Raw genomic sequence first — 24,927 nt, 5'->3', positions numbered from 1 at the left:
CGGGAGGAGCCAGCAGACACCGCACCAGGGGAGGGGAGGCCGATATGGTCGCGATCACGTGGCGGCACCGGAACCGGCGGCCCGAAAGGGGTGTGGCGCACAGCGCCTCCTCCGAACCCGGTGCCGGGCACGCGCACCGCCCCTCGGGGATCAGCCGGTTCGGCCCGCGCCGCGTCCTGGCCGCCGTGCTTCCGGCGCTGCAGGCGGTCGTCGACGCCCGCGGCCTGGTCCCCGAGCCCGAACCCGCGCGGGTGCGCGCGATGCTCGTCGAGATCGGCGAGCTGGACGCCGCCGCGCCGCCGCAGGAGCGCCGCCGGGCGCTGGCGGACTTCCAGCGCGCCAACGGGCTGCCCGGCGACGGCGTCGCCGACGGCCGCACGGTCTCCATGCTCTCCCGCGCCTGGCGCGAGCACCGCGAAGCGCGCGGGCGGGGAGACGCGGCGCGCTGACCGGGGGGTCGGTCCCGCCGCGTCGGTGCAGCGGGCGCCGCACCGGGTGACCCGCCCGAAACCGAGTCCGGTTCGGTCCTGCGGCGGGCACCTGGCAGGATCGTGGCATGGCAGAGCAGAGAACCCCACACGACCTCCCCGACGTCTCCAGCCTGTCCGTCGCCGTGCTCGGCGGAACCGGCGACCAGGGCCGCGGCCTGGCGCTGCGGCTGGCGATGGCCGGACACCGGGTGGTCATCGGCTCGCGCAGCCGGGAGCGGGCGCAGACCGCCGCCGACGAGCTGGGCGAGGGCCTTCCGGTCGTCGGCGACGAGAACGCCGCGGCGGCCCGCGGCTGCGACGTGGTCGTCGTCGCGGTGCCCTGGGACGGGCACCGCGCCCTGCTGGAGTCGCTGGCCGGCGACCTCGCGGGCAAGCTGGTCGTCGACTGCGTGAACCCGCTGGGCTTCGACTCCAAGGGCCCCTACGCCCTGGATGTGCCCGAGGGCAGCGCGGCGCAGCAGGCCGAGGCGCTGCTGCCCGACAGCCGCGTGGTCGCGGCCTTCCACCACGTCTCGGCGGTGGTTCTGCTGGATCCCGGCGTCGAGGAGGTCGACCTGGACGTGCTGGTGCTGGGCGACGACCGCGACGCCACCAACACCGTGCGGGCGCTGGCCGCCCGCATCCCGGGCGTCCGCGGGATCTACGGCGGCCGGCTGCGCAACGCCCACCAGGTCGAGGCGCTGACCGCCAACATCATCGCGGTCAACCGTCGCTACAAAGCGCATGCGGGACTGCGCATCACCGACGTCTGACCGGCGCGCGCGGCGGGCGGAGCCGGCGCAGCCGCCGGCCCCGCCCGCCCCGCCGCTACAGCATGGAGCGCAGCTTCTCCACGAGCGCGACCGGGTCGTCGCCGACTGGTGTCACGTTGAGGTGGGTGACACCGGCCGCGCGGAAGGCGGCCACGCGCTCGCGGACGTAGGACTCCGGCCCCACCAGGTTGGTCAGCTCCACGAACTCGTCCGGAACCGCGGCGGCGGCCTCCTCCTTCTTGCCCTCCAGGTACAGGTCCTGGATGCGCTCGGCGGCCTCCTCGTAGCCGTAGCGCCGCGCGACGTCGTTGTAGAAGTTCTTGCCCTTGGCGCCCATGCCCCCGACGTAGAGGGCGATCATCGGGCGGGTGAAGTCGGCGAGCTTGCGGGTCTCCTCGCCCTCGCCGATGGCCAGCAGGCCGCCCGCGGAGATCTGCAGCTCGCCCAGTGAGGGGTCGCGCTTGGCTCTGCCCCGGGCGAGGGCCTCGCCCCACACCGAGTCGGCCTTCTCCGGGATGAACAGGTGCGGCAGCCAGCCGTCGGCGATCTCGGCGGTCATGGCGACGTTCTTCTCGCCCAGGGAGGCCAAGAAGATCGGGACGCCGCTGCGCACCGGGTGGTTGATGATCTTCAGCGGCTTGCCCAGGCCGGTGCCCTGCTCGGGCGGCAGCGGCAGGGTGGTGGTGCGGCCGTCGTGGGTCAGGCGCTCCTCGCGCGCCCACACCTTGCGGCAGATCTCGACGACGTCGCGGGTGCGGCCCAGGGGCTTGGTGTAGGGGACGCCGTGCCAGCCCTCGATGACCTGGGGGCCGCTGGCGCCCAGCCCGAGCACGGCGCGCCCGTCGGAGAGGTAGTCCAGCCCGGCCGCGGTCTGCGCGATGAGGGTGGGGGTGCGCGTGTAGACGGGCAGGATCGCCGAGCCGATGTTGACGCGCTCGGTGCGCGCGGCGATGTAGCCCATCAGGGTGGGGCTGTCGTAGCCGTAGGCCTCGGCCACCCACAGAGTGTCAAGCCCGGCCTTCTCCAACTCGACGACCTGGTCCACGGCCGGCTTGGCCTCGCCGGCGTACTGCAGCGGCATGGAGATGCGCATGGTGCCTCCCTTGACTCGCGCGGCGGGGCGCGCACGGATGCCGCAAACTCTACTACCGAGTAACTTGTCGGCGGCGGGAAGGCCCGGACGTGCGCCGGGCGCGCACGCTGACGGCGCGGACGCGTGGGCGGCCCGCCGGGGGCGGCTCCCGGCGGGCGCCGGTGATCAGTTGTAGGAGTGGTCGGCGTCGGGGAAGGAGCCCTGCACGACCTCGTCGGCGAACGTGCGCGCGGCCGTGGACAGGGTCTCGTTCAGGTCGGCGTAGGCCTTGACGAACTTGGCCACGTGCGGGCTGAGCCCGGCCATGTCCTGCCAGACCAGCACCTGGGCGTCGGTGCGGGGACCGGCGCCGATGCCGATGGTCGGGATGCTCAGCTGCTCGGTCACGCGGGCGGCCAGCTCGCTGGGCACGCACTCCAGCACGACGGAGAACGCGCCGGCGCGCTCCAGCTCCTTGGCGTCGGCCAGCAGCGCGGCGCCGGCCTCCTCGCCGCGGCCCTGGACCCGGTAGCCGCCGAGGGTGTTGACCGACTGGGGCGTGAGCCCGATGTGGCCCATGACGGGGACGCCCGCGCCGACCAGCGCCTCGACGTGCGCGGCGACGCGGTGCCCGCCCTCCAGCTTCACGGCCTGGGCGTGGCCCTCCTTCATGAACCGCGAGGCCGCGTCCAGCGCCTGCCCGGGCGAGCCCTGGTAGGAGCCGAACGGCAGGTCCGCCACGACGAGCGCGCGCCTGGTGGCCCGGGAGACGGCCGCGGTGAGCGGGAGCAGGTCGTCGACGGTGACGGGCAGGGTGGAGTCGTAGCCGTAGACGACCATCGCCGCCGAGTCGCCGACCAGCAGGACGGGGATTCCGGCCTCGTCGAAGACGCGGGCGGTCAGCGCGTCGTAGGCGGTGAGCATCGGCCAGCGCTCCTGGCGCTCCTTGGCCTGCAGGATGTCGCGGACGCTCACCCTGCGGTTGGTCTTTCCGCCGTAGAGGGCGGGGGGTGCTGCGGTTGTGCTCATAGTGCTTCCTCCGGTGTCTCGAAGCGCGGCTGCGGCGTCTCCGGACGGTGTCGGACAGGCGCGGCGGCACTGGGCGCCGTCGGCCGATTCATCATCCCATAGCAGGATTCGCGGCCTTCACTGTGGGCCAACCCCGCGCGGCCCTCGGATCATCCCGGTGGGGACGGCGCCGGTCCAGCCCGCCGTGCGGGCCGCCCGAGCCGCGGGGGAGCGCGGCGGGGGAGCGGGGTGAGGCACGGTGGGGCGCTGCGGAATCCGGTCCGTGTCCGAGAGCGGTATGCGGGAGAGGGATGAATTCGGCGGGCCGCAGGAAATCATCGCCGTGCGGAGTGTGCCGGCCCCGGGCCGCACGGTGCCGAGCGGTCGGCGCCGTAACGTGAAAACGTCTCGATATGAAGCGACTTCCGGGTCCGGTGGAGTGCGGTGATCCGGTAATCGGCTACGAATCGGCGGAATTGGGCGGAGGCGTGTACGTGCCCGGATATATTGTCCGAAGGCTACGCGGAAGCCCGGCAAAGCCGCCGTTTCCGGCATCCCGGCGCGCCCGAGTCGCCACTGTTGAAGCACGCGGCAATGGCATAAACTGTTTGGAACAACGGTCTTGGGAACCGCGCAACCAGCGCCGCCGAGGGGTGGCGACGCACTCGCGGGTTTCATGTCCGCGGGTCCGAATAGAAGATACCCGGCCACCTCGCGCGAGGAGGGAATTTCCGTTGTGAGTGGGCATCCCCCCGCCCCGGAGGCAGCCTTCGCGGCCCCGTCCGCGACCCAGGCGCCGCCCGTCAAGGTCCTCGTCGTCGACGACCACGCCTTCTTCCGGCGCGGCCTGGTCTCCGTGCTGGACGACGAGCCCGACATCGACGTGGTGGGCGAGTCCGGCGACGGCGAGCACGCGGTGCGCACCGCCGCCGACCTGGTGCCCGACGTCGTGCTGATGGACGTGTGGATGCCGGGCAGCAGCGGCATCGACGCGTGCACCGGCATCAAGGACATGGTTCCCAGCGCCAAGATCGTGATGCTGACCATGAGCGACGAGGAGGACGACCTCTTCGAGGCGCTCAAGGCGGGCGCCACCGGCTACCTGCTCAAGGAGATCTCCGTCGACGAGCTGCCCGCCGCCGTGCGCGCCGTCGCCAGCGGGCAGTCCTTCATCACGCCGTCGATGGCCACCAAGCTCATCGGCGAGTTCACCGCCCTGGCCAAGAAGGACGGCGGCCGCGCCCGCCGAGTCCCCGCACCGCAGCTGACCGGCCGCGAGACCGAGGTCCTGCGCCGCGTGGCGCGCTGCCTGAACAACAAGGAGATCGCCGAGGAGCTGTTCATCTCCGAGCACACGGTCAAGAACCACGTGCGCAACATCCTGGAGAAGCTGCAGCTGCACTCCCGCACCGAGGCGGCCGTCTACGCGGTACGCGAGAAGTTCCTCGACGGCGACTAGGCGGCGGCCACGGGGGCGGCCGGAGGCCGAAGACGTGCGCCGCCTACACGCCGGTCGCACGCGGGCGCCGGGTCCCGCACCCGGCGGGCGCGGGACCCGGACCGTTTCGCGGGCGGGGCCGCGCGGTGCGCGCCGCCGATCAGAGCGTCGGCAGGTAGCGCTGCAGCTCGTAGGGGGTCACCTGGCGCCGGTAGGACTCCCACTCGGCCTTCTTGTTGCGCAGGAAGAAGTCGAAGACGTGCTCGCCCAGGGTCTCGGCGACCAGCTCGCTGTTCTCCATCGCCCGGATGGCCTCGTCCAGGCTCTGGGGCAGCGGCGCGATCCCCAGCGCGCGCCGCTCGGCGTCGGTCAGCGCCCACACGTCGTCCTCGGCGCCGGGAGGCAGCTCGTAGCCCTCCTCGATGCCCTTCAGCCCGGCGGCCAGGATCACCGCGTAGGCGAGGTAGGGGTTGCAGGCGGTGTCCACCGAGCGGAACTCGATCCGGCTGGAGTTGCTCTTGTTGGGCTTGTACATCGGCACCCGCACCAGCGCCGAGCGGTTGTTGTGGCCCCAGCACACGTAGGCGGGGGCCTCGCCGCCCGCGCCCGCCGAGGCGGCGGCGTTGTCCCAGAGGCGCTTGTAGGAGTTCACCCACTGGTTGCACACCGCGGTGATCTCGGCCGAGTGGCGCAGCAGGCCGGCGATGAACCCGCGGCCCACCTTGGACATCTGGTACTCGGCGCCCGCCTCGTAGAACGCGTTGCGCTCGCCCTCGAACAGCGACATGTGGGTGTGCATGCCCGAGCCCGGGTACTCGGTGAAGGGCTTGGGCATGAAGGTGGCGTAGACGTCCTGCTCCATCGCCACCTCCTTCATCACCAGCCGGAAGGTCATGATGTTGTCGGCGGTGGTCAGCGCGTCGGCGTAGCGCAGGTCGATCTCCTGCTGGCCGGGGCCGCCCTCGTGGTGGCTGAACTCCACCGAGATGCCCATGGCCTCCAGCATGTTGATCGCGTTGCGCCGGAAGTCGTGCGCGCTGTTGTGCGGGGTGTGGTCGAAGTAGCCCCCGGAGTCGTTGGGCTCGGGCAGCTCGCCGAGCTCGGGCTTCTTCTTCAGCAGGTAGAACTCGATCTCGGGGTGGGTGTAGAAGGTGAACCCGAGGTCGGAGGCCTTGCTCAGCTGGCGCTTGAGCACGTGGCGGGGGTCGGCGTAGCTGGGACTGCCGTCGGGCATGAGGATGTCGCAGTACATGCGGGCCGTACCGTGCGGCTCGTTGCGCCAAGGCAGCACCTGGAACGTCGAGGGGTCGGGCTGGGCGAGCATGTCGGCCTCGTAGACCCGGGCGAAGCCCTCGATGGCCGACCCGTCGAACCCGATGCCCTCGGTGAACGCGGCCTCGAGCTCGGCCGGTGCGACGGCGACCGACTTGAGGTAACCGAGCACGTCGGTGAACCACAGTCGCACGAACCGGATATCGCGCTCCTCCAGGGTACGGAGCACGAACTCCTGCTGTCGGTTCACGGTCCACCTTCCTCGTCGTGATGCGCGCGGCGCTGCCTGCAGCGGCCGGCGCGGACTCCTACGCCAGTTTGCACGCCGCAGGTTTCCGGCGCATTAACGCAGCTCGCGCCCTCCGCCGTGGCCACAGTGTACGCAGCCGCACATCGCGGACCCTCCGCTGCGCCGGACCCGGGTGCGGCGCGCCGGGCGCCCCACCCACTAGTCTCGAATGCGTGGCCCAGCTCAGAATCGCGATGGCGCAAGTCAACCCCACCGTAGGCGACCTCGACGGCAACTGCCGGATCGTGCTCGACCACGCCCGGCGCGCCCACGAGGCGGGCGCGCACCTGGCCGTGTTCCCCGAGCTCGTGGTGACCGGGTACCCGGTCGAGGACCTCGCCCTGCGCAACTCGTTCGTGTCGGCCTCGGTCAAGGCCGTGGCCGCGCTCGCCGAGCGCCTGGCCGACGAGGGCCTGGGCGAGCTGCCCGTGGCGGTGGGCTACCTCAGCCGCCGGGTCGGTGTGGGGGAGCGCTACGGCCAGCCCGCGGGCACCCCGCAGAACGCCTTCGCGCTGCTGCACTGCGGCCGCGTCGAGGTCGGCTCGGCCAAGCACCACCTGCCCAACTACGGCGTCTTCGACGAGGCGCGGCACTTCGTCCCCGGCGAGACCCTGCCGGTCGTGCGGCTGCACGGCGTCGACGTCGCCTTCGCGGTCTGCGAGGACCTCTGGCAGGGCGGCGGGCCCGTGGCCGCGGCCCGGCGTGCGCGCGCCGGACTGCTGGTGACCGTCAACGCCTCGCCCTACGAGCGCGACAAGGACAACGTCCGGCTGGAGCTGTGCCAGCGCCGCGCCCGCGAGATCGGCGCCGCGGTGGGCTATGTGAACATGAGCGGCGGCCAGGACGAGCTGATCTTCGACGGCGACTCGCTGATCGTCGACGCCGAAGGCGAGCTGGTCGCCCGCGCACCCAAGTTCGAAGAGGACCTGTTCGTCACCGACCTGGCGCTGCCCGCGGCCGACGGCGGCGTGCCGCCCTCCGAGGGGCCCGGCGAGGCCGTCGACGGTGTGCGGGTGGTGCGCCACCTGCTCTCGGGCGAGCCGGCCGAGCCCTACGCGCCCGCGCCGCCGGTGCTCACCCCGCGCGCCGACCCCGCCTCCGACGTCGGCGAGGTCTACCGCGCCCTGGTGGTGGGCGTGCGCGACTACGCGCGCAAGAACGGGTTCGGCTCGGTGGCGGTCGCGCTCTCCGGCGGCATCGACTCCGCGCTGACCACCACGGTGGCCGTCGACGCGCTGGGCGCCGACCGCGTCCACGTGCTCCTGCTGCCCAGCAGGTACTCCAGCGAGCACTCGGTCTCCGACGCCGAGGAGCTGGTCAAGCGCCAGGGCGTCACCTCGCGCACGGTGGCCATCGCGCCGATCGTTGCGGCGTTCGAGGAGGGCCTGACTCTGGAGGGGCTGGCCGCGGAGAACCTGCAGGCGCGGGTGCGCGGCACGCTGCTGATGGGCCTGTCCAACCAGGAGGGCCACCTGGTGCTGGCAACGGGCAACAAGAGCGAGCTGGCCACCGGCTACTCCACCCTCTACGGCGACTCGGTGGGCGGGTTCGCGCCGATCAAGGACTGCTGGAAGACGCTGGTCTGGGAGCTGGCGCGCTGGCGCAACGCCGAGGCGGAGCGGACCGGCGCGCCCCCGCCGATCCCGGAGAACTCCATCAGCAAGCCGCCGAGCGCCGAGCTGCGGCCCGACCAGCTCGACACCGACTCGCTGCCGGACTACGACCTGCTCGACGGGCTGCTGGACGCCTACATCGGCACCGACAAGGGCATGCGCGAGCTGACCACCGACGGCTACCCGCCCGACCTGGTCGAGCGCGTCATCCGCATGGTCGACCGGGCCGAGTACAAGCGCCGCCAGTACCCGCCGGGGCCCAAGATCAGCTCGCGCAACTTCGGCCGCGACCGCCGCCTGCCGATCACCAACCGCTGGACGCCCCGGTCCTGAGCACGGCCCGGCCGGGGTGTGCCCGGAGGGCGGTCAGACGAGTCCCAGCTCGTGTGCGCGGGCTCCCGCGCTGGCCCGGTTGGGCAGCTCCAGCTTGGCCAGGATGTGCGATACGTGCACGCTGGCCGTCTTGGCCGCGATGAACAGCTCCTGGGCGATCTCGGCGTTGGTGTAGCCGCGGGCGAGCAGCCGCAGCACCTCGGCCTCGCGCGGAGTCAGCCCTCCGGGCGGGGACGCCGGCGGCGCGCCGCCGACCGGGCCGCCGTCCTCCAGCGCCACCCCGGTCCGCCGCGCCAGCTCGCGGGCCCGGCCCTCCAGGACGGCGGCGCCGTGCTCCGACGCGCGCTTGGCGACCTCCCGCAGCCAGTCGCCCACCGGTGCGCCGCGGTCGGCGGCCAGCGCGGACTCGGCCGCATGCAGCAGGGCGTCGGCGCGGTGCAGGGGCATGCTGACCCTGTTCCAGGCCGCGACCGCCGCCTGCCAGGCCGCGGCGGCGCCGGCCGCGCTTTCCGGCCCCAGGCCGCACGCGGCCGATGCGAGCCGTGCGCGCACCGTCGCCCGGAAGGCCGCCTGGACCGGTCCGTCGGTCCGCAGCCCGGCGACGATCCGCTCGACGCATGCGCGCACCGCCGCCGCCTCGGCGCAGACCTCCTCGGGCATCTCGGCGGCCTGCCGCAGGAACGCGGCGGTGCGGTCGAGCAGGACCCAGCCGTAGCCCGGCGACCGGTCGAAGTCGATGTCCTCCAGCGCCTTGGCCGCCAGCGCCGACGCGCGTGCGAGGTCGCCTTCGGCCATGTACAGGTCGAGCAGTGCGGCGGTGCTGAGCTGCACCGTGTGGATGCGGGAGCGTCCGGACGCGCATTCGGGGTCGAGCTCGTTCGCGCTGCGGCGGGCCCCCTCGACGTCGCCCTGGGCCAGGGCGGCCCGCACGGCCACGGTGGCCAGGTACACGCGGTGGGCGGGGGAAGGGGAGGCGATCATGCTGCTGCGCACCAGCTCACGGCAGCCCGCGAGATCGCCCAGGTCGAAGCGGGTCTCGGCGATGTTGAGTGCGACGAAGCACCCGTTGGCGCTCATCAGCCCCAGCTCGCGCAGCCGCTCCATGGCGGCGTCGAGCTGGACGAGCGCCTCCTCGTGCATCCCGCGCTCGCGCATGTAGTGGGAGAGGTTGGCCATCCCGCGCGCCTGCAGCGAGGGGTCCTGCAGCTCCCGCGCCAGCTCCAGCCCGCGCTCCAGGGTCGCGCGGCCCTCCTCGAAGTCGCCGTCGTTCATCCGGCAGGTGCCCAGCGTCATGAGGGCGTCGGCCTCGGCGCAGGTGTCGCCGCCTTCGCGGGACCGGCGGATCGCCTCGGTGGCGAGCGCGGTCGCACTCGACCACCAGAAGGAGGCCTCCGGGACCCCGTCGACACCGGGGGTGGCCGTAAGCGACTCGTCCTGGTGCAGCATCGCCTCCCGCGCCAGCAGCGACAGCACGAAACCGTAGCCGGGCTCGCGGGGCGGGTGCTCGGCCATCGCCTCGAACAGGTCGGCGATCCCGTCGCCGTCGGAGATCTGGGTGCGCGCCTGGCCGCGGCGGCGCAGCAGGGTCGCGCGGTCGGTGCGGCTCTGCTCGTCGTCGGCGCCGGCGGGGATCTCGGCGAGTCCCGAGTCGCACAGCGCCCGCGCCCGGAAGAAGTCGCCGCTCTCCAGCGCCGCCGCCGCGGCCCGCGAGACCACCTGCACGTGGTTGTGGCCCTGGACCCGCTCCACGGCGTCGGGAACCCTCTCCCAGAACTCCAGGACGCGCTCCAGCATCTGCAGCTCCTCGGCGAAGGCGAGCGTCTCCGCGGACCGCACGGCCGCCCACCAGGAGGCGCTGAGGGCGCGCGGGAGGTCGTGGCCGGAGCAGTAGTGGTGCGCCTGCTCCGCGGCGAGGCGGTGCAAGGGGACGGCGCCCGGAATGGCGTCCAGGGCCTCGGCGAAGCGCAGGTGCAGCAGGGTGTGCTCGCCGGGCAGCAGCTCGTCGTGCACGGCCTCGCGCAGCAGTGCGTGCCGGAAGCGGTAGCCGCTGCCGTCGATGCGCAGCACGTTGGCGTCGACCAGAGCGCGCAGGGCGGTGTTGAGGTCCTCCTCGCCGAGCCCCGCGACGTGGGCCAGCAGCTCGTGCTCGATGTGGGCGGCGCTGACGGCGCCGATCGAGGCGACGCGCAGCACGCGCCGGTGCGCCTCGTCGAGCCCGTCCAGGGAGGCCAGCAGCAGCTCTCGGGGCCGCTCGGGCAGCCCGGCGCCCACGAACCCGCTCTGGCCGGCCAGGGACTCCACGAACAGCGGGTTGCCGCCGGTGCGGTCGAACAGCGCGGCCGCCTCGTCGGGCTCCAGCTCCCGGCCGCGGATGGCCGCGGCCTGCTCGGCGGCCTGGTCGTGCGTGAGGGGCTCCAGCGTGATGCGGGTGACCGAGGGCAGGCGCTCCAGCTCCAGCAGCAGGCGGCGCAGCGGGTGGCCGCGGTGGAGGTCGTCGCTGCGGTAGGTGGCGACGATCTGCACGGCGGCGGAGTCGAGGTTGCGCAGCAGGAACACCAGCAGGTCGCGGGTGGCCGAGTCGGCCCAGTGCAGGTCCTCGATGACCACCGTGAGGCCTTCGGAGCCGGCGACTCCGGTCAGCAGGCGCAGCACCTGCTCGAACAGCAGGCCGCGCGCCTCGCGCCGGTCCTCGGGCGGCGTGCCCAGCTCCGGCAGCAGGCGGGCCAGCTCCTGGGCCATGAGCGAGCCGCCCGCGCCCCCTTGGACGAGCTCGTCGAAGACCGCGCGGCCGCGGTCGCGCAGGATCTGGCGCAGCACCGCGACGAAGGGGGCGAAGGGCAGGCCGTCGACGCCCAGTTCGAGGCATCCGCCGGCGACCACGCCGCCCGTGACGTGTTGGGAGAGCTCCGCGATCAGCCGGGACTTGCCGACCCCGGCGTCACCTCCCACGAGCACCGTGGCCGCGCCGGCGCCGGAGCGCGCGCTGTGCGCGTGGTCGAGGAGGGTGCGGAGTTCGTGCTGGCGCCCGATGAAGACGGGACTGGTGCCGACAGGCGTCATGCCGTCCAGTATGCCGACAAAAGGGGTGTTCGGGCCATCGGAATTCCGGCGGGCGGGACCGCCGGAGCAGGGACGGGCCCGGCCGACCGCCGCGGGCGCGGACGGCCGGGGCCCGGAGACCGCGTCCAGTGGGGCGCCGGCCGCCCGGAAGCGGCCGGCCGGCCCGTCCCGCGGGTCAGCACGGGGCCGGTGCGCGCTCGGCGGCGTTCTCCGGAGCGTCGCCGGCGCGGGTGGCCGGACCCGGTGCCGGAGTGGTGCCGGCGGGGGCGGTGCGGGAGACGGACGGCTGCCGCTCGGGCAGCGCGTCGGCGGTTCCGCCACCGGGGTCCTCATCCCGGCCGCGCGCCCGCCGGATCCGCGCCCGCGCCGCGCGCAGCAGCCTGCTCTGCCGGGCCACCTCGTGAAGTCGGGCGATCCGCTCGTCCGCGGCCGCTTGCAGGAAGTCGGGGTGCATGGCGATGACCTACTCTCGTGGAACTGCCGTGGTGCCAAGCCGGGCGCTTCTGCCCCGGTGACGTCCACGCTCGCCGTAAGACGGCCGTGCCCGCATCGGGCGAATGCCTTATGTGCGCGCCCGGACGGCGCTCACCACCGCGGATTCCGGTCTCCGCGCCTAAGACACGCCCGATCAACCCCGCCGGGCCGCACGCCCGCCGGGGCCGCCGGGCGCGCAAGTCCCCTGCTCACGCCGCATTCCGCCGGCCTCTTACGGTGACGTTGCAAAGCCGGTCGCCGACCTGCCGGCCGGCCGGGTTCGGATGCAAGCCCCGCCCGAGCGGAAGCGGCGCGGTCGCACGTGCGGCGGTGGTCCGTCGGGGGGAGTTTGCCGTGATGCCGTCCCTTGCCTGCGCGGATGTTTCGCGTCTTGGGTGCGGTCCGTGCACGGGAGTGGTGGTGGCGGGCGGAGGTGCGTGGCGCAGGCGGTGGGGCGCTTGCGCGCTGCGGCCCGTGACTTCGTAGAGGGGCTGCCGCGCCGATGGGGCTTGTGAAGGGCTGCCAGAGCGGTCGGGGCCGCTCGTGTGGCGGTTGAGCCCGCCGGGGCGGTGTCTTGTGCCTGTGCGGATGCTTCGCGGCTTGGGTGCGGGACACCCGCGTGCGCCGCCCGTTCGCGGACCTCGTGCGGGGCGGTGCGCAGCCGCCGGCCGGAGGCGGCTGACGGGGGGATCGCGGAATCGCGCCCCATCGGCGTGGGGGGCGGTGCGGGCCTTGCTCGTCGGCGAATCCGGAGCCCGCGCGGATGGCGCTTGGCGCCTGGGGTGCGAGAGGGTTCGCGGGGCGGGGTGGGGACGGTCTCCGACAGTTCATGCCACGGCGGGGAGGCGGGTCAGCGGTTCCGGATGGACTGCCGTGGGCGTGTCACTTTCCGTTTTCGGCCGGACGCGCGTAGTTGTCTTCGGTGTGGCCGCTCGTGACGGAGAGCGGCTCCGACGGCCGGACGGGCGATCGGGGGCTGGTGGACGTGTCCGACGGGAACGGGAGCTTAGGCCGCCGCTGCGCGGCGGGTGCGATGACCGCGGCCATGGTGGCGGCGGCCGCAGCGGGCGCCGCCGGTGCGGCGGACGTGCCGGGCACTCCGGGGGAGGAGGGCGCTGCGGCGGATGCGGCCGGTGCGGCGTGGAGCGGGACGCCGGCCTCGGCGGCGTTCGCGCCGGGGGCTCCGCCTTCGGTGGTCGCCGCGCTCGCTCCCGCCGATTCAGCGGAGCCGGGTGCCGGCGAGCGCACCGCGACGGTCGAGGGGGCGACCCTGGGCGTCCGCATCACCGACGACCGCGACACCATCGCCGCGGGCGAGGAGGTGCTCTACACCCTTACGCTGCGCAACGAAGGCGACGAAGAGCGCCACGCCATCGTCTCCCAGCGCGTCTCGGCGAAGGCGCGGTTCGTCGACGTGGGAGAAGGCGGCACGGCGAGCGGCGGGGTTGCGACCTGGCGCGTGGTGGTCGAGCCCGGCGCCGAGATCGAGCGCACGGCCCGCGTACGCCTGGGCGAGCCCGGCGAGCGGCTGTGGCGCATGTCCACCACCGCCTGCGCCCAGAGCGAGGCGGGCGCACCGCCGGTGGCCTGCGCCACCGACGCCGACCGGGTCGACGGCTCGGTGCGCGAGGCGGCGTCGGCGGTCTCGGCACCGCAACGGGTGCTCACGGTCACCAGCGTGCTCACCGCGGTTCTGCTCGTGGTGGCGACGGGCGTCGCGGCCTTCGTCGTGTGGACCCGCCTCCGCCCGGGAGCCCGCAGGGACCCGGCGAACGGGAGCGACGGCTGAGCCCGTCCCCCCGGCCGCCGCGAGCCGGAGGCCGCTGCGAGGCGGGGCGGGGGGCGGGGTCGGCCTGGTCTGCGACGCCCGGTGGTTCCCGTCCCGGGTCGCTGCCTCGTGGTCGGTGGGTGCGGGTAGCGGGGCGCAGGGGTGTCAGCGGCGGGATGTGGGGACGGGTCCGGGAAGGCTTGCGGGAAGATCGTGTCTCGCATTCGCGCGTCCGCCAGCGGGGCGGTGTTGCGGGCCGCCGGGGCAGTGGCCCTTCGGTTCAGGGCCCGCTGTCCTCGCCCGCGCCCAGGATGTGCGTGAGCACCGCGCGGATCTCCGCCGCCTCGACCCCGCGCTCGTCCAGCAGCCCCTGCAGGAACAGGCCGTCGACGGCCGCGACCGCCGCGCGGACGGCCGTGGGATCGCCCGTGCAGCGGGCGACGGCCTCGGTGAGCGCCGTGAGGTAGCGGCGCACGACCGGGCGCAGCGCCGGGCGGCGCACCGCCAGCAGGGTCAGTTCGCACTCGGCCAGGGCGCGGCGGCGGTCGGTCACCGCACCGTCGGCGACCAGGCCGGCCAGCGCCGCCGGGACGTCCTCGTGCTGCCGGGCCATCGCGTGCAACTGCTCGACGTAGGTGTCGGTCGCCGAGGTGAGCGCGGCCACCAGCAGGTCGTCGAGGGTGGCGAAGTGGTAGACCGCCGAGCTCGCCGGTACGCCCGCCTCCCGCGCCACGGCGCGGTGGGTCACCCCGGCGACCCCGCCGGCCTCCACGACGCGCAGCGTCGCGGCGATCAGTTCGGCGCGCCTGCGCTCGCCCCGCGCCCGGCGGCCGTCGGCGGCGGCTTCGGTGGTCAGTGCGCCCCTCCCAGCTCCAGGGCGAGCACGCCCGCGATGACCAGGACGATGCCGCCGCCCTGGATCCAGGTCAGGCCGTCGCCCAGGAAGGCGGCGCCGATCACCGCGACCAGCGACACCCCCAGCGCCGCCCACACCCCGTAGGCGACCCCGATGTTCATGCCGCGGACCAGCACCTGGGCCAGCAGCCAGAAGGCCGCGCCGTATCCGGCCAGCGCGACCGCGGTGGGCACCAGGCGCGTGAACCCGTCGGAGAAGCGCAGCGCGATCGTGCCGGTGACCTCGGCGGCGATCGCGGCCAACAGCAGCAGCCACGTCATGGACGGCCTTCTTTCCTTCCGGCCCGGCCGCAGCGGGGCCGGGTGTGCTGGGGGCGGTGCGGAGGCGGGACGCGGCCGCACCGGCACGCCGGGCGCGGGCTCCGGACGGCCGGCGCCCTCGCGCGCCGTCCGCCGCGACCCCGGAGGCCGGCGAGAAAGTTGAACGTGTGTTCAACTAGATCAGCCTACCGGCGGATCGCCGCGGGCGGCTACCGTGATCAGCGTGGCTCGGGAGACTTTCACCATGACGGCCGGTGCGCTGGCGAGGCGCGGTTTCGGCGACGGCGCGCGGGCGGTGCGGCTGCTGGCGGACTGCGGACTCGATCCCGGGCGCCACGCCGCCGTCGTCGACGAACTGGGCGCCGCCGCCGACCCCGATCAGGCTCTCCTGGGCCTGACCCGCCTGCTGGAGTGCTGCGCCGAGCCCGACGAGCTGCTCGACGCACTGTGCTCCGACCCCGATCTCAGCGCCCGACTGGTCAAGGTCCTCGGCGCCAGCACCGCCCTCACCGACCACCTGGTCCGCCATCCCGGCGACTGGCGCGAGCTGCGCGGCGCCGACGCCGCCCGTGCGCCCGGCCCCGACGCGCTGCGGGCCGGCATGCTGCACATCGTCGGCGCCGACCCCAACGCCGCGGCGCCCGTCGCCGCGGAGAAGGTCGACGACCCCGCCGGCCCTGCGCACGCGCTGCGAGTCGCCTACCACCGGCGCGTGCTGCGGCTGGCCGGGCGCGACCTCACGGGCGCCGCCGACCTGGAGACCGTCGGCGCCGAACTGGCCGACCTGGCCGCCGCGGTGCTGGACGCGGCGCTGGCGATCGCGCGGGCCGACGACCCCGAGCAGGCCGCGCTGTGCCGGATGGCGGTCATCGGCATGGGCAAGTGCGGCGGCCGCGAGCTGAACTACGTCAGCGACGTCGACGTCGTCTTCGTCGCCGAGCCCGCCGACGGCGCCGAGGACGACCAGGCGGCGATGCGCGCCGCGGCGCGCCTGGCGGCCGAGACGATGCGCATCCCCTCCGAGACCGGCCCCGAGGGCACCCTGTGGCAGGTCGACGCCGCGCTGCGCCCCGAGGGCAAGAACGGGCCCCTGGTGCGCGCGCTGTCGGGGCACGTGTCCTACTACCGGCGCTGGGCCAAGACCTGGGAGTTCCAGGCGCTGCTGAAGGCCCGGCCCATCGCCGGCGACGCCGCGCTCGGCGCCGCCTACGCCGAGGCGATCGAGCCGATGGTCTGGCAGGCCGCCGGCCGCGACAACTTCGTCGACGACGTGCAGTCGATGCGCCGCCGCGTGGTCGCCCACATCCCGCCCGCCGAGTCCGAGCGCGAGATCAAGCTCAGCCGCGGCGGTCTGCGCGACATCGAGTTCTCGGTGCAGCTGCTCCAGCTCGTGCACGGCCGCAGCGACCCGGCGCTGCGTTCGGGCAACACCTTGGCCGCGCTCGACTCGCTGTCCTCGCGCGGGTACGTGGGCCGCGACGACGCGGCCGGCCTCGCCGACGCCTACCGCTTCCTGCGCCGAGTCGAGCACCTGCTCCAGCTCAACCGGCTGCGCCGCACGCACCTGCTGCCCGACCCCGACAGCGCCGACGGCGCCGAGCAGCTGCGCCGGCTCGGCCGGGCCATGGGCTACGGCGCCAACCCCGTCACCGAGTTCATGTCGGCCTGGCGCCGCGTCGCCGCCGAGGTGCGGCGCCTGCACGAGAAGCTCTTCTACCGCCCGCTGCTGCACGCCGTGGCGCGCCTGCCCGAGGGCGAGCAGCGGCTCACCCTGGAGCAGGCGGGCGACCGGCTCAGCGCGCTGGGCTTTGCCGACCCGTCCGGGGCCCTGCGCCACCTGGAGGCGCTGACATCGGGGGTGTCGCGGCGGGCGTCCATACAGCGCACGCTGCTGCCGGTGATGCTGGGCTGGTTCTCCGACGCCCCCGACCCCGACGCCGGGCTGCTGGGCTTTCGCAAGGTCAGCGAAGCGCTGGGCGGCACACCCTGGTACCTGCGGCTGCTGCGCGACGACGTGCGGGTGGCCGAGCGCATGGCCTGGGTGCTGGGGACCAGCCGGTACGTCACCGAGCTGCTGCTGCGGGCGCCCGAGGCGGTGGCCGTCCTGGCCGACGACGCCGACCTGGTGCAGCGGCCCACGCACGCGCTGGTGGCCGAGGCCGACGCCGCCCTGCGCCGCCACGGCACCGCCGAGAACGCCGTGGCGGCGGTGCGGGCGCTGCGCCGCCGCGAGCTGCTGCGCACGGCGCTGGCCGACCTGCTGGACGTCTCGCCGGTGGCAGCGGTGGGCGACGCGCTCACCGCGATCACGGTGGTGACCATCGAGGCCGCACTGCGCACCGCTCGCGCGCGGGTCGCCGACCAGCGCGGCGAGGAGCCGCAGACGCGGCTGTGCGTGGTGGGCATGGGCCGCTTCGGCGGCCGGGAGCTGACCTACGCCAGCGACGCCGACGTGGTCTTCGTGCACGAGCCGCTGCCCGGGGCCGACCCGGTGGCCGCCACCGAGACCGCCGACGCGATCGTGCGGGAGCTGCGGCGGCTGCTGGAGATGCCGGCGCACGACCCGCCGCTGCTCCTGGACGCCGACCTGCGCCCCGAGGGCCGCAGCGGTGCGATGGTGCGCACCCTGGACTCCTACGCCGCCTACTACCGGCGCTGGTCGGCGACCTGGGAGAGCCAGGCGCTGCTGCGCGCCGCGCCCGTCGCCGGCGACGCGGAGGTCGGTGAGCGCTTCGCCCGGATCATCGACCCGATGCGCTATCCCGACGGCGGCGTCGGCGACACGCAGGTGCGTGAGATCCGCAAGCTCAAGGCCCGCATGGAGGCCGAGCGGCTGCCCCGCGGCGCCGATCCCGCCACGCACACCAAGCTGGGCCGGGGCGGGCTCTCCGACGTCGAGTGGGTCGCCCAGCTCCTCCAGCTCCGGCACGCCCACGAGGTGCCCGAACTGCGCACCACGGGCACGCTGGAGGCGCTGCACGCGGCGGTCGGACACGGTCTGCTCGACGCAGAGGACGGCGCCACCCTGGAGGCCGCCTGGTGCCTGGCCGCCCGCGTGCGGGGGGCGATCATGCTGGTGCGGGGCAAGCCGTCGGACTCCATCCCCAAGCCGCTGCGCGACCAGGCGATCCTGGCAGGCGCGCTGGGCTACCGGGACGACGGTGACGAGGGCGCGGTCGGCCGCATGGTGCAGGACTACCGCCAGGCCACGCGCCGGGCGCGCGCGGTGATGGAGCGCGTCTTCTACGACGACTGAGCCGCAGAGCCCGCGGGGCCGGGCGCGAGGAGTCCGAGCGGCGAGGAGGCCTGCCGTCGGCGAGCGGGGCGCGGAACGCGAAACGAGCACCGCCGCGCCGCGCGCGGAGGTGCTCCGGTGGTGCGTTCGCGCCCGGAGGCGGGGGAGAGGCTAGACGAACACCGCCACGGCCACGTTCACGACGGCGAGGGCGCCCGCGGTGATCGCCAGGCGCTTGTCGGGCCTGCGGACGTCGAGGATCGCCACGACCGTCACCGCCAGGGCGACGACGAGCTTGACGCCGATCTTGGCGTGGTCGACCGGACCGTCGCCCATCTCGGCCAGCCCGGTCAGCAGCAGCCCGGTCACCAGCTGCAGCAGCGAGCTATGCAGGATGCTCTTGGGGCCCGCGGCGTGTCCGGCGATGAGCTGGAGCATGAATCCCGCGATGATGCCCGCCATCCCCAGCAGGTGCAGGAAGACGAGTACCGAGTTGATGAAGTCCATGCACCCGACGCTACTACGACCTGTAGTAACGAGGTGTCGCCCCCGGGCCGCCCCGCCATCACATTTCGGCAGCGCCGCCGGCACCCGCGCGCCCGGTGCCGGAGGGCAGCGGCGAAACTCTCCGGCCCCGGGAGGGCGAAGGGCCGCCGCCCGCACCCCCTGCCAGGTGCGGGCGACGGCCCGAGTACGGCCCGGATCAGCGCTTACGTGCGCTGACCTGCAGCGACGTTAAATGTCGTAGTACAGCTCGAACTCGCGCGGGTGGGGGCGCAGGCGGAGGGAGTCGATCTCCTCGGTGCGCTTGTAGTCGATGTAGGTCTCGATCAGGTCCTCGGTGAAGACACCGCCCTCGACCAGGAACTCGTGGTCGGCCTCAAGGGCGTCCAGAGCGGCGTCGAGCGAGGCGGGCACCTTCTCGATGGCCTCGGCCTCGGCCGGGGGCAGCTCGTAGAGGTCCTTGTCGACCGGCTCCGGCGGCTCGATCTTGTTCTTGATGCCGTCGATGCCGGCCATGAGCATCGCCGCGAAGGCCAGGTAGGGGTTGGCCGAGGGGTCGGGCACCCGGAACTCCAGGCGCTTGGCCTTGGGGTTGGACCCGGTCAGCGGGATGCGGATGCAGGCGGAGCGGTTGCGCTGCGAGTAGACCAGGTTGATCGGGGCCTCGTAACCCGGAACCAGGCGGTGGTAGGAGTTCACCGTCGGGTTGGTGAACGCGAGCAGCGCCGAAGCGTGCTTGAGCAGGCCGCCGATGTAGTAGCGCGCCATGTCCGACAGCTGCGCGTAGCCCGACTCGTCGAAGAACTGCGGGGCGCCGTCCTTCCACAGGCTCATGTGGCAGTGCATGCCCGAGCCGTTGTCGCCGAAGACCGGCTTGGGCATGAAGGTGACCGACTTGCCCTTGGAGTACGCCGTGTTCTTGACGATGTACTTGTAGAGCTGCACGTTGTCGGCCGTCTTGAGCAGCGTGCCGAACTTGAAGTCGATCTCGGCCTGGCCGGCGGTGCCCACCTCGTGGTGCTGGATCTCGACGTCCATGCCGGCGTCGATGAGGTTGCGCACCATCGTCGAGCGCAGGTCGCTGTAGTGGTCGACCGGCTCGACCGGGAAGTAGCCGCCCTTGTAGCGCGGCCGGTAGCCCAGGTTGGACTCGCCGTTGCGGGTGCCGGTGTTCCAGGCGCCCTCGATCGAGTCGATGTAGTAGAAGCTCGCGTTCTCCTGGGTCTGGAAGCGCACGTCGTCGAAGATGTAGAACTCGGCCTCGGGGCCGACGAAGACGGTGTCGGCGATGCCGGTGCTCTTCAGGAAGGCCTCGGCCTTGCGGGCGACGTTGCGCGGGTCGCGGCTGTAGGACTCGCGGGTGAAGGGGTCGTGCACGAAGAACGTGAGGTTCAGCGTCTTGTGCTCGCGGAACTGGTCCAGGACCGCGGTCGCGAGGTCCGGCAGCAGCAGCATGTCGGACTCGTGGATGGCCTGGAAGCCCCGGATCGACGAACCGTCGAACATCAGGCCCTCGTCGAAGGTTCCCTCATCGACGTGCTCGATGGGGAGGGTGAAGTGGTGCGCTGCCCCGAACAGGTCGGTGAATCGGACGTCGAGGAATTTGACGTCCTCGTTCCGGGCGAAGGCCAGTAGTTCTTCGGCGCTGCTGAACAAGGGTTACCTCCGTGCAGGTGAAAGAGGTCGCACGGTCCGTGCCCCGCGCCATTGCGGTACCGTGCTCCGGCCCAGCGACCTCCCGGCTACGTCAACGACGCTAGGAGCAGGCGATTTCCGGTCCATGTCTCCAATGTTTCCTGCGCGTTACGGAGCTCGGCGTTTACCCTGCCTATCGTGCATGAGCGGCGATAACACGGTGAAACCGGACACGCGGGAGGGGTGCGGACACCGCTCGCGGTGCCTGCGGGACGACCGGAACCGCCTGTGTGTGCCGATACCGTTGTGTCCATGGCCAACACCGGAGGCGCCGGTCAGGCGCAGTTCCGCTACCGCGGCAGCCGTCTGGGCATGACCGAGTTCGGGTCGGGTTCCGTGCCGGGGATCGGCCGGCGGCTGTCGGGCCTGGTCCTGGACTGGCTGCTGTGCGCCCTCGTCGCCTCGGCGGCCACCGGAGGGCTGCGCGGCGACCCCCAGGACACCACGTTCGCCTCCGGCGCGGCGCTGGTGCTGTTCGCCGTCTACACCGCCGCGATGCTGTCGGTGTTCGGCACCACGCTGGGCAAGCGGATGGTGGGTACCGAGGTCGCCTCCACCGGCGAGCGCGCGCTGCCGTGGCCCGTCGCGATGGTGGTGCGCACGGTCCTGCTCTGCCTGGTCATCCCGGCCGTGGTCTACGACCGTGACCACCGCGGCCTGCACGACCGTGCGGCCGGCACCGTCACCCGGCGCATGTGAGGCGGGCGCCCGGCGGCACGCAGGTGCGGCACCCGGGCCACCGTTCGGCGCGGCCCGCGCAGTGAAGGGCCCCGCGGATCTGGGCGGCCACGGCCCCGCCCGCCGGTCCGGTCCCCGGCGCAGCCGGCCCGAGGCTCCGCCGGGCCACCGGCGCCCTCGGGCGCGCCCGCCGGGCGCTTCGCCCGGAAGGCCGTCTCAGCGTCCGCCGCCGCCGGGAGCCTTGGGCCCCTTGGGCATCCGCACGCCCTTGGGCATGGGCCCCTTGGGCATCTGCATCCCGCCGGGCAGCGCCTTGAGGCGGTAGCGCAGCTCGGCGACCTCGCCCTTGTCCAGGTTGCGCGGCAGACGCACCAGCCGGCGCTGGAGCCGGGCGATCGGCACCTGGGACTCGCCGTGGCCCACCTGCAGGTCGTAGATGGGCGTGTTGGAGGCGACGCGCGCGACCTTCTTCTTCTCCGCGGCGATGAGCCCCTTGAGCCGTGCGGGGTCGCCCTCGCCCACCAGCACCACGCCGGGCCGCCCCACCGCGCGGTGGACGACGTCCATCTGCCGGTTGGCGTTGACGCCGGGCTCGTTGGTCCAGTCGCCGCGCATGTTGTCCAGCACCGCGGTCGCGGCGCCGAGCTGGCCGTCCAGCATCTGGTACTGGAGGCGCTGCGTGGCGCGCGTGAAGTAGAAGAAGCCGGCCAGGAAGGCCACGCCGAACCCGAGCGGCCCCCAGTACAGCCATCCGCCGAAGACGGTTCCGCCTACGACGGCCAGCGCGAGCACCGCCAGGAAGATCCCGACCGCGATGGGGATGGTGCGCGGACTCTGCCGGTGGACCACTCGGACGACCATGCCGAACTGCTTGAGCCGGCCGGGCGGCTTCTGCGCCCCGTCCTGGCCGGAGGCGCCTTGCGCCGGGGTCGCGGTGGCCTTGGTGTCCTTGGGCTTCTTCGCCATTGCATTTCCAGGCAGGGCGCACCGGCGGTGCGCCGGCGGGGGAACCCCTCTCCTGCCCGTCCTCCTATCGGTCGAACCCTGCTCGTCGGCCGCGTCCCGCTCGCATCGGGCGCGCCGCAGCTCGTCTGGCCGGTGCAGGACCGCCGCCGGCCGCCCGGGCCGGGGGCGGCGGTCCGTCCCGCGTCCCTTTCAGGATATGGGCCGCCGGTGGGCGGACGTGAGACGGCGGCCCCTCGGCCGCCGTCTCAGCTTGGTTACGTTGTCACCGGTGGCGCCGTCCGCGCCGGCCGCGGTCGGCGGCGCGTACGCCGGAACGCCGGTGCGGCCCGCCGACCGGGGCGCCCCGAGCCCCCGCGGGCCCGGCGTGGCCTCAGCTGCCCGCGGCGACCCGCTCGCGCTTCTCGATCGCCTGCTGGTACAGGCGCCCGGCGCGGTAGGAGGAGCGCACCAGCGGCCCGGACATGACACCGGCGAAGCCGATCTCCTCGGCCTCCTCCGACAGCTCGACGAACTCCTCGGGCCTGACCCAGCGGTCGATGGGGTGGTGCAGCTTGGACGGCCGCAGGTACTGGGTGATGGTCAGCAGGTCGCACCCGGCCTCGTGCAGGTCGCGCATCGCCTCGCTGATCTCGGCGCGGTCCTCGCCCATGCCCAGAATCAGGTTGGACTTGGTGACCAGCCCGTCGGCGCGCGCCTTGCCGATGACCTCCAGCGAGCGCTCGTAGCGGAAGCCCGGACGGATCCGCTTGAAGATCCGCGGCACCGTCTCGATGTTGTGCGCGAGCACCTCGGGCCGGGACCCGAAGACCTCGCCCAGCTGCTCGTCGTCGGAGTTGAAGTCGGGGATCAGCAGCTCGACGCCCGTGCCCGGGTTGAGCTCGTGGATCTTGCGGACGGTCTCGGCGTAGAGCCAGGCGCCGCCGTCGTCGAGGTCGTCGCGCGCCACACCGGTGACCGTGGCATAGCGCAGCTCCATCTTGCGGACCGACTCGGCCACCTTGGTGGGCTCCATGCGGTCCAGGGGGCTGGGCCTGCCCGTGGCGATCTGGCAGAAGTCGCACCGCCGGGTGCACTGGTCGCCGCCGATGAGGAAGGTGGCCTCGCGGTCCTCCCAGCACTCGTAGATGTTGGGGCAGCCCGCCTCTTGGCAGACCGTGTGCAGCCCTTCGCGCTTGACCAGGGAGTGCAGCTCGGAGTACTCCGGCCCCATCTTCGCCTTGATCTTGATCCAGGGCGGCTTCCGCTCGATGGGCGTCTCGCTGTTGCGGGCCTCGATCCGCAGCAGCCTGCGGCCCTCAGGAGTGACGGTCAACGCGGACCCTTCCTTTCCTGCTTCCCTTGTGGGGAGTTCGTGGTACGGCGGCCCGGCTCAGGCGCCCGCGGGCTCCGGCTCGGCACCGCGGACCGGCTCGGGCGCGCTGTCCTGCACGCGGTAGCCGGTGGCGCCCAGCACGGCGGCCAGGTGGCGCTCGACGACGGGGACGGCATCGGCGACCGAGACGTCGCGGCCCAGTTCGGCGGAGAGCGAGGTGACCCCGGCGTCGGTGATGCCGCAGGGCACGATCCGGTCGAACCAGGACGGGTCGTTGTCGCAGTTCAGCGCGAACCCGTGCATACCGACACCGCTGGCGATCCGGCAGCCGATCGCGGCGATCTTGCGCTCGGCCAGACCGCGGTCGGGGTCGGCCGCCAGCCAGACTCCGGTGCGGCCCTCGACCCGCCTGCCCTCCAGACCGAACTCGGCGATGGCGCGGATGAGGGCCTCCTCCAGCATCCGCACGTAGCCGACGACGTCGATCGGCTGCCCCAGCCGCACGATCGGGTAGACCGTGGCCTGGCCGGGGCCGTGCCAGGTGAGCTTGCCGCCGCGGTCGATGTCGACGACGGGGGCGCCGGGATCGGTCAGCGGGCGGTCCCAGCGGCCGGTGCGCTTGCCCGCCGTGTAGACCGGCTCGTGCTCCAGCACCAGGACGGTGTCGGGGATGAGGTCGCCGACGCGGTCGGCGTGCACCCGCTTCTGGAGGTCCCAGCCCTCGTGGAAGGGCACCGGGGTCTCGCCGAGGCGGACGAAGACGAGCTCACTCATACATCCCACCATATGCCCCGGCCAGGGCTCAGGCGATGTCGGATAGGGCACCGGCCAGCCCGGGGCGGCGGAAGGAATACCTCTCGGCCGACAGGCGTTCGGGCACCGCACGCTGGCTCACGAGCGCCGCCTCGTCGGCGAAGCCGCCCAGCGCGGCGCGCATCGCGAATCCCGGAACGGCGAGCACGGCGGGCCTGCCCACCGCGCGCGCCACGTACCGGGTGTAGGAGGCGTTGGTGACCGGCTCGGGCGCGACCAGGTTCACCGGGCCGGTGATGTCGGGCCGCTCGATCAAGAACCGCAGCGCGCCCACCGCGTCGGCCAGCGCGATCCACGAGATGTACTGCCGCCCGCTGCCCAGGCGCGCGCCCAGCCCCAGCCGGAACAGCGGCAGCAGCGTGCCCAGCAGGCCGCCCGAGCGCGCGAGGACCACGCCCGTGCGCGCATGCGCCACGGACAGGCCCGCCTCCTCGGCCGGGGCGGTGGCGGCCTCCCAGTCGGCGACCAGCTCGGCGAGGAACCCGCGGCCGCGCGGACCGTCCTCCCCGGTGCGGACGGCGCCGGTGTCGCCGTAGTAGCCCACGGCCGAGCCCGAGACCAGGCGCGGCGGCGGCCGGTCCATGCCCGCCAGCGCGACCGCCAGCGTGCGGGTGCCCGCGATGCGGCTCTCGCGCAGCAGCCGCCTGTAGCGGCGCGTCCAGCGGGCCGGGCCGATCGGGGCGCCGGCCAGGTGCACGACCGCGTCGGCGCCGGCGAGGCGGCCGGTGTCGACGTATCCGCTCTCGGGGCGCCACTCCGCTTCGCCGGTGTGGCGGGCGGGGCGCCGGACCATGCGGACGACCTCGTGGCCGTCGTCGGTGAGGGAGCCGGCCAGTGCGGAGCCGACGAGTCCCGAGGCCCCGGTGATCGCTACGCGCATGGCCGCCAAGCTACCCCCTGCGCCGTCCGCGGCGCCCGCGAGGCGGGGCCGCCGGAGGGCCGGGGCGGTCCGGCCCGCGTGAGCGCGATGCCCGTGGC

The 24,927-nt window shown here is 73.7% G+C and carries 20 protein-coding genes; 7 read left to right on the top strand and 13 right to left on the bottom strand.

Features of this window, described 5'->3' with window-relative positions; all coding sequences use genetic code 11:
- Positions 1-44 precede the first annotated feature (44 nt).
- Together ABD284_RS00475 and npdG are read left to right on the top strand one after the other, a co-directional pair.
- Positions 45-449 (top strand): peptidoglycan-binding domain-containing protein, encoded by a 405-nt coding sequence (locus tag ABD284_RS00475; protein WP_344139569.1) that lies wholly within the window; start codon positions 45-47, stop codon positions 447-449.
- Between the two features lie 107 nt (positions 450-556).
- On the top strand, positions 557-1,243 hold the full coding sequence (gene npdG / locus ABD284_RS00470) for an NADPH-dependent F420 reductase (RefSeq protein WP_344139567.1): 687 nt from the start codon (positions 557-559) through the stop codon (positions 1,241-1,243).
- Positions 1,244-1,298: 55 nt separating this feature from the next.
- On the opposite strand, the gene ABD284_RS00465 is transcribed toward npdG, so the two are convergent.
- Both ABD284_RS00465 and panB read right to left on the bottom strand, forming a co-directional pair.
- Positions 1,299-2,336, bottom strand: coding sequence for an LLM class F420-dependent oxidoreductase (locus ABD284_RS00465; RefSeq protein ID WP_344139564.1), 1,038 nt, complete (start codon positions 2,334-2,336; stop codon positions 1,299-1,301).
- Between the two features lie 165 nt (positions 2,337-2,501).
- Positions 2,502-3,344 (bottom strand): 3-methyl-2-oxobutanoate hydroxymethyltransferase, encoded by an 843-nt coding sequence (gene panB / locus ABD284_RS00460; protein WP_344139561.1) that lies wholly within the window; start codon positions 3,342-3,344, stop codon positions 2,502-2,504.
- Positions 3,345-4,059: 715 nt separating this feature from the next.
- On the opposite strand from panB, the gene ABD284_RS00455 reads away from it, so the two are divergent.
- A complete protein-coding gene (locus ABD284_RS00455) occupies positions 4,060-4,782 on the top strand; it encodes a response regulator (protein ID WP_344139558.1) in 723 nt (240 codons plus the stop codon).
- Between the two features lie 139 nt (positions 4,783-4,921).
- Here ABD284_RS00455 and ABD284_RS00450 read toward each other — a convergent pair whose 3' ends face one another.
- Positions 4,922-6,283, bottom strand: coding sequence for a glutamine synthetase family protein (locus tag ABD284_RS00450; RefSeq protein ID WP_344139555.1), 1,362 nt, complete (start codon positions 6,281-6,283; stop codon positions 4,922-4,924).
- 212 nt (positions 6,284-6,495) lie between these two features.
- Here ABD284_RS00450 and ABD284_RS00445 point away from each other — a divergent pair, with 212 nt between their 5' ends.
- Positions 6,496-8,268 carry an NAD+ synthase gene (locus tag ABD284_RS00445; protein ID WP_344139552.1) on the top strand — a complete coding sequence of 591 codons (1,773 nt, stop codon included), beginning with the start codon at positions 6,496-6,498 and terminating at the stop codon, positions 8,266-8,268.
- 33 nt (positions 8,269-8,301) lie between these two features.
- On the opposite strand, the gene ABD284_RS00440 is transcribed toward ABD284_RS00445, so the two are convergent.
- Positions 8,302-11,328: a helix-turn-helix transcriptional regulator gene (locus ABD284_RS00440; protein WP_344139549.1), complete on the bottom strand. Its 3,027-nt coding sequence runs from the start codon at positions 11,326-11,328 to the stop codon at positions 8,302-8,304.
- Positions 11,329-11,503: 175 nt separating this feature from the next.
- Complete coding sequence (locus ABD284_RS00435) at positions 11,504-11,782, bottom strand: hypothetical protein (RefSeq protein WP_344139546.1); 279 nt, start codon at positions 11,780-11,782, stop codon at positions 11,504-11,506.
- A gap of 1,053 nt (positions 11,783-12,835) precedes the next feature.
- Here ABD284_RS00435 and ABD284_RS00430 point away from each other — a divergent pair.
- Positions 12,836-13,591, top strand: a complete 756-nt coding sequence (locus tag ABD284_RS00430) for a hypothetical protein (RefSeq protein ID WP_344139543.1) — start codon at positions 12,836-12,838, stop codon at positions 13,589-13,591.
- A gap of 259 nt (positions 13,592-13,850) precedes the next feature.
- Here ABD284_RS00430 and ABD284_RS00425 read toward each other — a convergent pair whose 3' ends face one another.
- Together ABD284_RS00425 and ABD284_RS00420 are read right to left on the bottom strand one after the other, a co-directional pair.
- Positions 13,851-14,426: a TetR/AcrR family transcriptional regulator gene (locus ABD284_RS00425; protein WP_345555203.1), complete on the bottom strand. Its 576-nt coding sequence runs from the start codon at positions 14,424-14,426 to the stop codon at positions 13,851-13,853.
- Positions 14,423-14,746 carry a DMT family transporter gene (locus ABD284_RS00420; protein WP_311543447.1) on the bottom strand — a complete coding sequence of 108 codons (324 nt, stop codon included), beginning with the start codon at positions 14,744-14,746 and terminating at the stop codon, positions 14,423-14,425. The genes ABD284_RS00425 and ABD284_RS00420 overlap by 4 nt, the downstream gene beginning before the upstream one ends.
- Before the next feature lie 244 nt (positions 14,747-14,990).
- Here ABD284_RS00420 and ABD284_RS00415 point away from each other — a divergent pair, with 244 nt between their 5' ends.
- On the top strand, positions 14,991-18,002 hold the full coding sequence (locus tag ABD284_RS00415; protein ID WP_344140748.1) for a bifunctional [glutamine synthetase] adenylyltransferase/[glutamine synthetase]-adenylyl-L-tyrosine phosphorylase: 3,012 nt from the start codon (positions 14,991-14,993) through the stop codon (positions 18,000-18,002).
- Positions 18,003-18,152: 150 nt separating this feature from the next.
- Here the strand turns inward: ABD284_RS00415 and ABD284_RS00410 are convergent, their stop codons facing one another.
- Together ABD284_RS00410 and glnA are read right to left on the bottom strand one after the other, a co-directional pair.
- Positions 18,153-18,488: a hypothetical protein gene (locus ABD284_RS00410; protein ID WP_344139539.1), complete on the bottom strand. Its 336-nt coding sequence runs from the start codon at positions 18,486-18,488 to the stop codon at positions 18,153-18,155.
- Positions 18,489-18,716: 228 nt separating this feature from the next.
- On the bottom strand, positions 18,717-20,141 hold the full coding sequence (gene glnA / locus ABD284_RS00405) for a type I glutamate--ammonia ligase (protein WP_344139536.1): 1,425 nt from the start codon (positions 20,139-20,141) through the stop codon (positions 18,717-18,719).
- A gap of 291 nt (positions 20,142-20,432) precedes the next feature.
- Between glnA and ABD284_RS00400 the strand changes: the two genes are divergently transcribed.
- Positions 20,433-20,879, top strand: coding sequence for an RDD family protein (locus ABD284_RS00400; protein ID WP_344139533.1), 447 nt, complete (start codon positions 20,433-20,435; stop codon positions 20,877-20,879).
- Positions 20,880-21,074: 195 nt separating this feature from the next.
- Here ABD284_RS00400 and ABD284_RS00395 read toward each other — a convergent pair whose 3' ends face one another.
- The 4 genes from ABD284_RS00395 to ABD284_RS00380 form a co-directional block, all read right to left on the bottom strand.
- Positions 21,075-21,824 carry a DUF4191 domain-containing protein gene (locus ABD284_RS00395; protein WP_344139531.1) on the bottom strand — a complete coding sequence of 250 codons (750 nt, stop codon included), beginning with the start codon at positions 21,822-21,824 and terminating at the stop codon, positions 21,075-21,077.
- Positions 21,825-22,194: 370 nt separating this feature from the next.
- Positions 22,195-23,136, bottom strand: coding sequence for a lipoyl synthase (gene lipA, locus ABD284_RS00390; protein ID WP_344139528.1), 942 nt, complete (start codon positions 23,134-23,136; stop codon positions 22,195-22,197).
- A gap of 57 nt (positions 23,137-23,193) precedes the next feature.
- Positions 23,194-23,910, bottom strand: coding sequence for a lipoyl(octanoyl) transferase LipB (gene lipB, locus ABD284_RS00385; protein WP_344139525.1), 717 nt, complete (start codon positions 23,908-23,910; stop codon positions 23,194-23,196).
- Positions 23,911-23,938: 28 nt separating this feature from the next.
- On the bottom strand, positions 23,939-24,829 hold the full coding sequence (locus ABD284_RS00380; RefSeq protein WP_344139522.1) for a TIGR01777 family oxidoreductase: 891 nt from the start codon (positions 24,827-24,829) through the stop codon (positions 23,939-23,941).
- Between the last annotated feature and the right edge of the window lie 98 nt (positions 24,830-24,927).

It is taken from the genome of Streptomonospora arabica (assembly GCF_039531585.1).
GTDB classification, from domain to species: Bacteria; Actinomycetota; Actinomycetes; order Streptosporangiales; family Streptosporangiaceae; genus Streptomonospora; species Streptomonospora halophila.
This window is presented reverse-complemented; position numbering and strand designations above follow the sequence as displayed.